This is a genomic window from Acidisoma sp. (genome assembly GCF_035492295.1).
Classification (GTDB): Bacteria; Pseudomonadota; Alphaproteobacteria; order Acetobacterales; family Acetobacteraceae; genus Acidisoma.
Genome location: NZ_DATJJK010000242.1, coordinates 1 through 6,136, shown reverse-complemented (window position 1 = coordinate 6,136; position 6,136 = coordinate 1). Strand labels below are relative to the sequence as shown.

The 6,136-nt window shown below is 63.7% G+C and carries 8 protein-coding genes and 1 tRNA gene; 4 read left to right on the top strand and 5 right to left on the bottom strand.

Annotated features, from left to right (window positions below; translation table 11 throughout):
* Nucleotides 1-242: 242 nt before the first annotated feature.
* The 4 genes from VL752_RS18130 to VL752_RS18115 all read right to left on the bottom strand — a co-directional run bounded on the left by VL752_RS18130 (nt 243) and on the right by VL752_RS18115 (nt 1,744).
* Nucleotides 243-449, bottom strand: a complete 207-nt coding sequence (locus VL752_RS18130) for a hypothetical protein (protein ID WP_325357316.1) — start codon at nt 447-449, stop codon at nt 243-245.
* A 120-nt stretch (nt 450-569) separates the two neighbouring features.
* Nucleotides 570-794 (bottom strand): DUF2158 domain-containing protein, encoded by a 225-nt coding sequence (locus VL752_RS18125; protein ID WP_325357314.1) that lies wholly within the window; start codon nt 792-794, stop codon nt 570-572.
* Between the two features lie 122 nt (nt 795-916).
* On the bottom strand, nt 917-1,096 hold the full coding sequence (locus VL752_RS18120; RefSeq protein WP_325357312.1) for a hypothetical protein: 180 nt from the start codon (nt 1,094-1,096) through the stop codon (nt 917-919).
* A 572-nt stretch (nt 1,097-1,668) separates the two neighbouring features.
* Nucleotides 1,669-1,744: transfer RNA gene (locus VL752_RS18115), tRNA-Ala, on the bottom strand.
* 123 nt (nt 1,745-1,867) lie between these two features.
* Here VL752_RS18115 and VL752_RS18110 point away from each other — a divergent pair.
* A complete protein-coding gene (locus VL752_RS18110) occupies nt 1,868-2,278 on the top strand; it encodes a hypothetical protein (RefSeq protein WP_325357310.1) in 411 nt (136 codons plus the stop codon).
* On the opposite strand, the gene ruvX is transcribed toward VL752_RS18110, so the two are convergent.
* Nucleotides 2,275-2,736 (bottom strand): Holliday junction resolvase RuvX, encoded by a 462-nt coding sequence (gene ruvX, locus VL752_RS18105; protein WP_325357308.1) that lies wholly within the window; start codon nt 2,734-2,736, stop codon nt 2,275-2,277. The two genes, VL752_RS18110 and ruvX, sit on opposite strands and share 4 nt — an antisense overlap.
* A gap of 52 nt (nt 2,737-2,788) precedes the next feature.
* Here ruvX and gatC point away from each other — a divergent pair, with 52 nt between their 5' ends.
* Genes gatC through gatB form a run of 3 tightly spaced genes read left to right on the top strand, consistent with a single transcriptional unit; the run spans nt 2,789 to nt 6,027 of the window.
* Nucleotides 2,789-3,091, top strand: a complete 303-nt coding sequence (gene gatC / locus VL752_RS18100; RefSeq protein WP_325357306.1) for an Asp-tRNA(Asn)/Glu-tRNA(Gln) amidotransferase subunit GatC — start codon at nt 2,789-2,791, stop codon at nt 3,089-3,091.
* Nucleotides 3,092-3,095: 4 nt separating this feature from the next.
* Nucleotides 3,096-4,577: an Asp-tRNA(Asn)/Glu-tRNA(Gln) amidotransferase subunit GatA gene (gatA, locus tag VL752_RS18095; protein WP_325357304.1), complete on the top strand. Its 1,482-nt coding sequence runs from the start codon at nt 3,096-3,098 to the stop codon at nt 4,575-4,577.
* 1 nt (nt 4,578) lies between these two features.
* Nucleotides 4,579-6,027, top strand: coding sequence for an Asp-tRNA(Asn)/Glu-tRNA(Gln) amidotransferase subunit GatB (gene gatB, locus VL752_RS18090; protein ID WP_325357302.1), 1,449 nt, complete (start codon nt 4,579-4,581; stop codon nt 6,025-6,027).
* The last annotated feature ends 109 nt before the right edge of the window (nt 6,028-6,136 follow it).

The following is a 6,136-nucleotide window of genomic DNA, read 5'->3' as shown; positions in this document are numbered from 1 at the left end:
TCCCTTGGGCCACCCGGGTTCCGCGACCTCGACCCATAGTGGCGTGACGACCGGCCAGAGCGGCATTGTCACGCAGGGTCAAAAAAGCACGACCGCGACAGGCCAGTGACAAATCGCGAAGGTAGTTGGCCTGGGCTTCTCAGGCTCAAGCCGGCGGCTTGGCACGGCCGATGCTTGGGTGACCAGCTGAATGACATCCTCGACATCGGCTTCAGCTTCGATAGAAACCGCATCTTTCCGATTTATTCGGGATAAGGCGCGTCCTCAGGGGGCTGCGCGGTCAACGCCTCCGCATTCATCCTGTCGGCTTCTTTCTCAGCCTCGTCCTGCCGCATGACGCGACCGGACACCATGCGAGTGCCCAGGAAGACGCCATACCAGATTTCGCCGGGCTCCTGGCCGACCGGCGCGGCGCGGTAGCGCCCAGAGGCGTCGTGTGCATCGCTCATGGGTCTCTCTTCCTGCCCAAGGGTGGGCCGCAGGGCGTTGTTCTTACCTGGGAATTGCCCAGGGCAAATGCGAGAGCGCCTTTTCTGCTTTCCGGCGCCGGTCGGTTTGAGGGCAGGTCTCTACTCGGACGGGTTGGCCATGCTTGCTTGTTCGGGTTCGGGCACGCTTTTTCGCCCTTTGACGAGCATCAGAGAGGCAGCGGCGAAGGCTTCGCGCCGGTTGCGCCCCTCCTCAGTCCATGTGCACCAGACCTCGCCGAAGGCGCCCTGCGGGTTCATCACCGTCATATTAGGGCCGCCGATCACGAGCCTCACTTGGTCGTTCATGCGGAAAACATCGGGCATTTCTCTCTCCTTGGTGGTCTGGCGCCACCATTTCGGAGGAGATATGGGATGTCTTTTGCGAGGGTGGGAGTAACGCCTTCGAGAGATCGACTTTGCACGAGGCTGTGACCGAGGCAGGTGCTTCAGGGCTCCCGGCCAAACATCGCCCGGTACACCTCCTTGTAGGTGAGGATGACGTCGGGGATCGTCTCGGCTGATCTGATGGTCCCGAGCACGTGAGCGGTGAGGGTCGCCGCGGCCTGAGCCTCCCCCGCGCGAGCCACATGTAACAATTCAACGGAGTTTTGGTTGGAATTGGTCACGATTCTCTCCCATTTTTTTCTTCTTGGGTGCCCATCCTAAGCTTGTTTTCTCCATGGAGGCTGAAGAAACAGGCGGTTTAAAACAATTGGGCGATACCTCGGTTGCGCGGAGCACCTTTCGGATAGATGGTTTGACGGCCGGACGCCCCAACCAGGTTCTGTGTACCAAACCTCTCTGGCGCAATCATCTTTTCAATACTGTCGCGGCAGCCGCTTAGTCCCGCCGTGCGTTCTTGTTTGATGAACGACTTAGAGTGAGGAATGGGATGGGCGGTTATTGTCTTGGATAGAGATTATTTGTCCGGTCATCTCATGACTTCACAGACCATTGCGCGACGGTAAGGGTATCCACGAGCGAAGGTGCTGCCACGTCCCGCGATTGGACGCCACGGGGTAAAACGCTCCCTCGGTAAGGGCGCGATTGCCGCTGCTTTAGGAAGGGGGATTAATGGTTTTGCGTCCCCGGGGAACCAGCTGTGCCCCATTGACCCAAACACTCAGAGGATTTTCGAGAGGGGAAAAATCCGCACTGGCCGGCAAGTCTTCATGATTCAAGACGTTACCGGCGGGGGTGGTGGAGCCAATCGGAATCGAACCGACGACCTCCTGAATGCCATTCAGGCGCTCTCCCAACTGAGCTATGGCCCCGCCGTGCGGTGAGCGGCATATAGACGGGGGTCGCACCGACGATCAAGCCCCCTCTGACCGAAACCTGTCACATCCCGACGCATGGCTGACACTCCCACCTCCTCTCTTTCCCGTGAGGCCCTGATGGAATCAGAGGCTTGCACAAACTTTGCCGCTCTCCGCCTCTGGTCGGCGGCCTTGGGTGACGCGATTCCGCCTTGCGACGTCTGCGACAGCGATTCGGTCTTGCGGCTGATTCCGGCTTTCGCGGGCCGCAGCGACGCTCCCGCAACGCTTTTGGCCGGGCTATTACTGGCGGCGGATCTCAGGCCGGATGACCGGATTTGGCTGGAAGGGGGCGCCCCCGATTGGCTGAATCTCGCACTCGGCTTCACTGCGGGGCTGGCGCCGGGGGCAGAGGCTGCTTCCGTCTGGATCGGCGCGACGGTGCCGGACCCGCTTCCGTCCGGTATCCGCCGGATCATTCTGACCGAGGGGCGGGGGCAGGCGGCGCCTGCCGGCCCCACGCTCACCTGTGCGGCCGACTGGGGCTAGGGCCGGGAATCGAGCGCCGATTGCAGGATGCGGGCCGCCGCCATCCGGTCGACCACCGCGGCGCGGCGCTTGCGGCTCATGTCCATCTCGCCGATCAACACGTCATGCACCTCGGCGGTGGTCAGCGTCTCGTCCCAGAGAGCGGCCGGCAGGCCGAGGGCATCGGAAATGGACCAGGCCCAATCCCGCGCCGCCTGGGCCGCCCGGCCCATCTGCCCCTCTGGCCCCAGCGGCAGGCCGATGACGAGTCCGCCCACGCCTTCGCGCATCACGATCCGGCCGAGTTGCTCAACGATGCCGGACATTTTGCCCCGCGTGATGCTGCCGAAGGGGCTTGCGACCCGGAGCCGCACATCGGAGAGGGCGATGCCGATGGTCTTGGAGCCTGGATCGAGGCCGATCAGCCGCACTTCGGCCTCGAGCGCCTCGCATAGGTCGTGAAAGTTGATGACTGCCATGGCGGCCTTTATGGTCCGCCCCCGTTCAAACCCCAAGGGCCCTTTTTGCTCCATGTCCTCCTCATCTGTCCCCCTCGATCCCGACACCGTTCGCCGCATCGCGCGCCTCGCGCGGATCCGACTGGCCGAGAAGGACGTGGCGCAACTGCAAGGCGAACTCGGCGCCATTCTCGGCTGGATTGAGCAGCTGAACGAGGTCGATGTCTCGGGCGTCGATCCGCTCGCCAATATTGGTGCGGCCGCGATGACCATGCGCGAGGACGTGGTGACGGACGGCAACCAGATGGATGCCGTGCTCGCCAACGCCCCGGCCCGTTCCGGGCCCTTCTTTACCGTGCCGAAAGTGGTGGAATAAGACCATGACGCTCGAATTCACGCTCGCCAGCGCCCGTGCCGCGCTGCGCCGCCGCACGATCTCCGCGCGAGAACTGACGCAGGCGCATCTCGATGCCGTTGCGGCGCTAGAGCCGCACATCCACGCCTTTATTACGGTGACGCCGGACATGGCGCTGGCCCAGGCCGATGCCGCCGATGCGGCGCTCGCCCGTGGCAAGGCCGGGCCACTGGCCGGCCTGCCGGTCGCGATCAAGGATGTCTTCTGCACCAAGGGCGTGAAGACCACGGCGGCGAGCCGCATCCTGGAACCCTTCGTGCCGCCCTACGAGAGCACCGTCACGGCCAATATGCTGCGTGATGGCGCGGTGTTTCTCGGCAAGCTCAATCTCGACGAATTCGCCATGGGCTCAGCGACCACGAATTCGGCCTTCGGTGCCACCATCAATCCCTGGCAGCGTGCCGACAGCAATACGCCGCTTGTGCCGGGCGGCTCCTCCGGCGGGTCGGCGGCTGCGGTGGCCTCGGGCATGGCGCTGGCGGCGACGGGTACGGATACCGGTGGATCGATCCGCCAGCCGGCCTCCTATTGCGGCATCGTCGGCATCAAGCCTACCTATGGCCGCTGCTCGCGCTACGGCGTCGTGGCCTTCGCCTCGTCGCTTGACCAGCCCGGGCCCTTCGCCCGCACGGTGGAGGATGCGGCGATCCTGCTCGGCTCCATGGCGGGCCATGACCCGAAGGACAGCACAAGCGCTAATCGCGCGGTGCCGGATTTCGCGGCCGCCACCCAGCGCGGCGTGAAGGGGCTGAAGATCGGCGTGCCGCGTGAATACCGGGTTGACGGCATGCCGCCGGAGATCGAGGCGCTGTGGCGCCAGGGGCTTGACTGGCTGCGGGCCGAGGGCGCCGAGATCGTCGACGTCTCCCTGCCGCATACCAAATACGGCCTTGCCACCTATTATATTGTCGCGCCGGCGGAAGCCTCTTCCAACCTCGCGCGCTATGACGGCGTGCGCTACGGCCTGCGCGTGCCGGCGAACGACCTCAAGGACCTCTACGAGGAAACCCGTGCGGCGGGCTTCGGCGCTGAGGTGCGGCGCCGCATCCTGATCGGCACGTATGTGCTCTCGGCCGGCTATTACGACGCCTTTTATCTCAAGGCGCAGAAGGTCCGTGCCCTGATCCTGAAGGACTTCACGGATGCCTTCGGCCAGGTGGATGCGCTGCTGACGCCGACAACACCCTCCGCCGCCTTTGCCATAGGCGAAAACGAGGATGATCCGGTGAAGATGTATCTGAACGATATCTTCACCGTGCCGGCGAGCATTGCCGGCATTCCCGGCATGTCCGTCCCCGCCGGGCTCGATGCGCAGGGCCTGCCCTTGGGGCTTCAGGTGCTCGGGCGTCATTTCGACGAGGAGACAATCTTCGCGGTTGGCGCCGCGCTGGAACGCGCGGCGGGCTTTACGGCAAGACCCCGGATTCGCATGGGGGAGGGCGCCTAACATGACCTATATCATTGAGGGCCGGACCGGCCCGTGGGAACTCGTGATCGGCCTGGAAGTGCATGCCCAGGTGGTTTCCAATGCGAAACTCTTCAGCGGCGCCTCCGCCATGTATGGCGGGGAACCAAATGCACAGGTGAGCTTCGTCGATGCCGGCTTCCCTGGCATGCTGCCGGTGATCAACCGCGAATGCGTGGCCCAGGCGGTGCGTACGGGCCTTGGGCTGAAGGCGCAGATCAATCTCGTCAGCCGGTTCGACCGCAAGAACTACTTCTATGCTGATCTGCCACAGGGCTATCAGATCAGCCAATTCGCGCATCCCATCGTGGGCACCGGGGTGATCGATATCGAGCTGGAAAGCGGCGAGATCCGCCAGATCGGTGTGACGCGCCTGCATCTGGAGCAGGATGCCGGAAAGTCGATGCATGACCAGCACCCTGCGCAGTCTTTCATCGACCTCAACCGCGCGGGCGTGGCGCTGATGGAGATTGTTTCCGAGCCTGACATGCGCTCGCCTGAGGAAGCCGGCGCTTACCTTCGGAAACTGCGCACCATCCTGCGTTACCTCGGCACCTGCGACGGCAATATGGAGGAAGGCTCCATGCGTGCGGACGTGAACGTCTCGGTCCGGAAAACCGGCGAGCCGTTCCGCACGCGCTGCGAGATCAAGAACGTCAACTCCGTCCGCTTCGTCATGCAGGCGATTGAGGCGGAAGCGCGCCGCCAGGTGGAGATTTGGGAGGCAGGCGAGACGGTTGATCAAGAGACCCGCCTTTACGACCCCGCGCGCGGCGAGACGCGACCCATGCGCAGCAAGGAAGATGCGCATGACTATCGCTACTTTCCCGATCCCGATCTGTTGCCGCTGGTGATCGAACAGGCTTGGGTGGATGAACTGGCCTCTGCTCTGCCGGAATTGCCGGATGCCAAGAAGGCGCGCTTCATCAGCCAGTATGGCATTCCGGCCTATGATTCCGGCGTGCTGGTGATGGAGCAGGCGACAGCCGATTTCTACGAGACGCTCGCGAAAGGACGGGACGGCAAGGCGGCGTCCAACTGGATGCTGGGGGATTTCTTTGCCGGGCTGAACCGGCTTGGGAAGAGCATCGAGACCAGCCCGATCTCGGCGAGCGCCCTGGGCGGGCTGCTCGACCTTATTGCCGACGCCACGATCAACGGCAAGATCGCGAAAGAGGTGCTGGAGGCGATGATGGAGACGGGCGCGAGCGCGCTGTCCATCGTGGAGGAGCGGGGCCTGAAGCAGGTGACCGATACCGGCGCGATCGACGCGGCGGTGGACGCGGTGCTGGCGGCCAACCCGGACAAGCTCGCCGAATACAAGGCCGGGAAGGACAAGCTTTTTGGCTTCTTCGTCGGTCAGGTGATGAAGGCCATGGCCGGCAAGGGCAATCCTGCGCTGGTCAACGAGGCGATCCGCCGCAAGCTCTGATCGCCTGAAGCGGCTCTGTCCTGCCATGCATCCCGGCCCGAAATCTTCGTGGCCGGGGTGCATTGACCGGGGGGGAGGGCGTCGCTAGAAGAGGCCTGCAAACGTCGTG

What these genes read in the sequence shown, in the direction of transcription:
- VL752_RS18130 (WP_325357316.1), bottom strand. Translation starts at nt 449, where the DNA reads ATGAGCGATGCACACGACGCCTCTGGGCGCTACCGCGCCGCGCCGGTC.
- VL752_RS18125 (WP_325357314.1), bottom strand. Translation starts at nt 794, where the DNA reads ATGCCCGATGTTTTCCGCATGAACGACCAAGTGAGGCTCGTGATCGGC.
- VL752_RS18110 (WP_325357310.1), top strand. Translation starts at nt 1,868, where the DNA reads ATGGAATCAGAGGCTTGCACAAACTTTGCCGCTCTCCGCCTCTGGTCG.
- ruvX (WP_325357308.1), bottom strand. Translation starts at nt 2,736, where the DNA reads ATGGCAGTCATCAACTTTCACGACCTATGCGAGGCGCTCGAGGCCGAA.
- gatC (WP_325357306.1), top strand. Translation starts at nt 2,789, where the DNA reads ATGTCCTCCTCATCTGTCCCCCTCGATCCCGACACCGTTCGCCGCATC.
- gatA (WP_325357304.1), top strand. Translation starts at nt 3,096, where the DNA reads ATGACGCTCGAATTCACGCTCGCCAGCGCCCGTGCCGCGCTGCGCCGC.
- gatB (WP_325357302.1), top strand. Translation starts at nt 4,579, where the DNA reads ATGACCTATATCATTGAGGGCCGGACCGGCCCGTGGGAACTCGTGATC.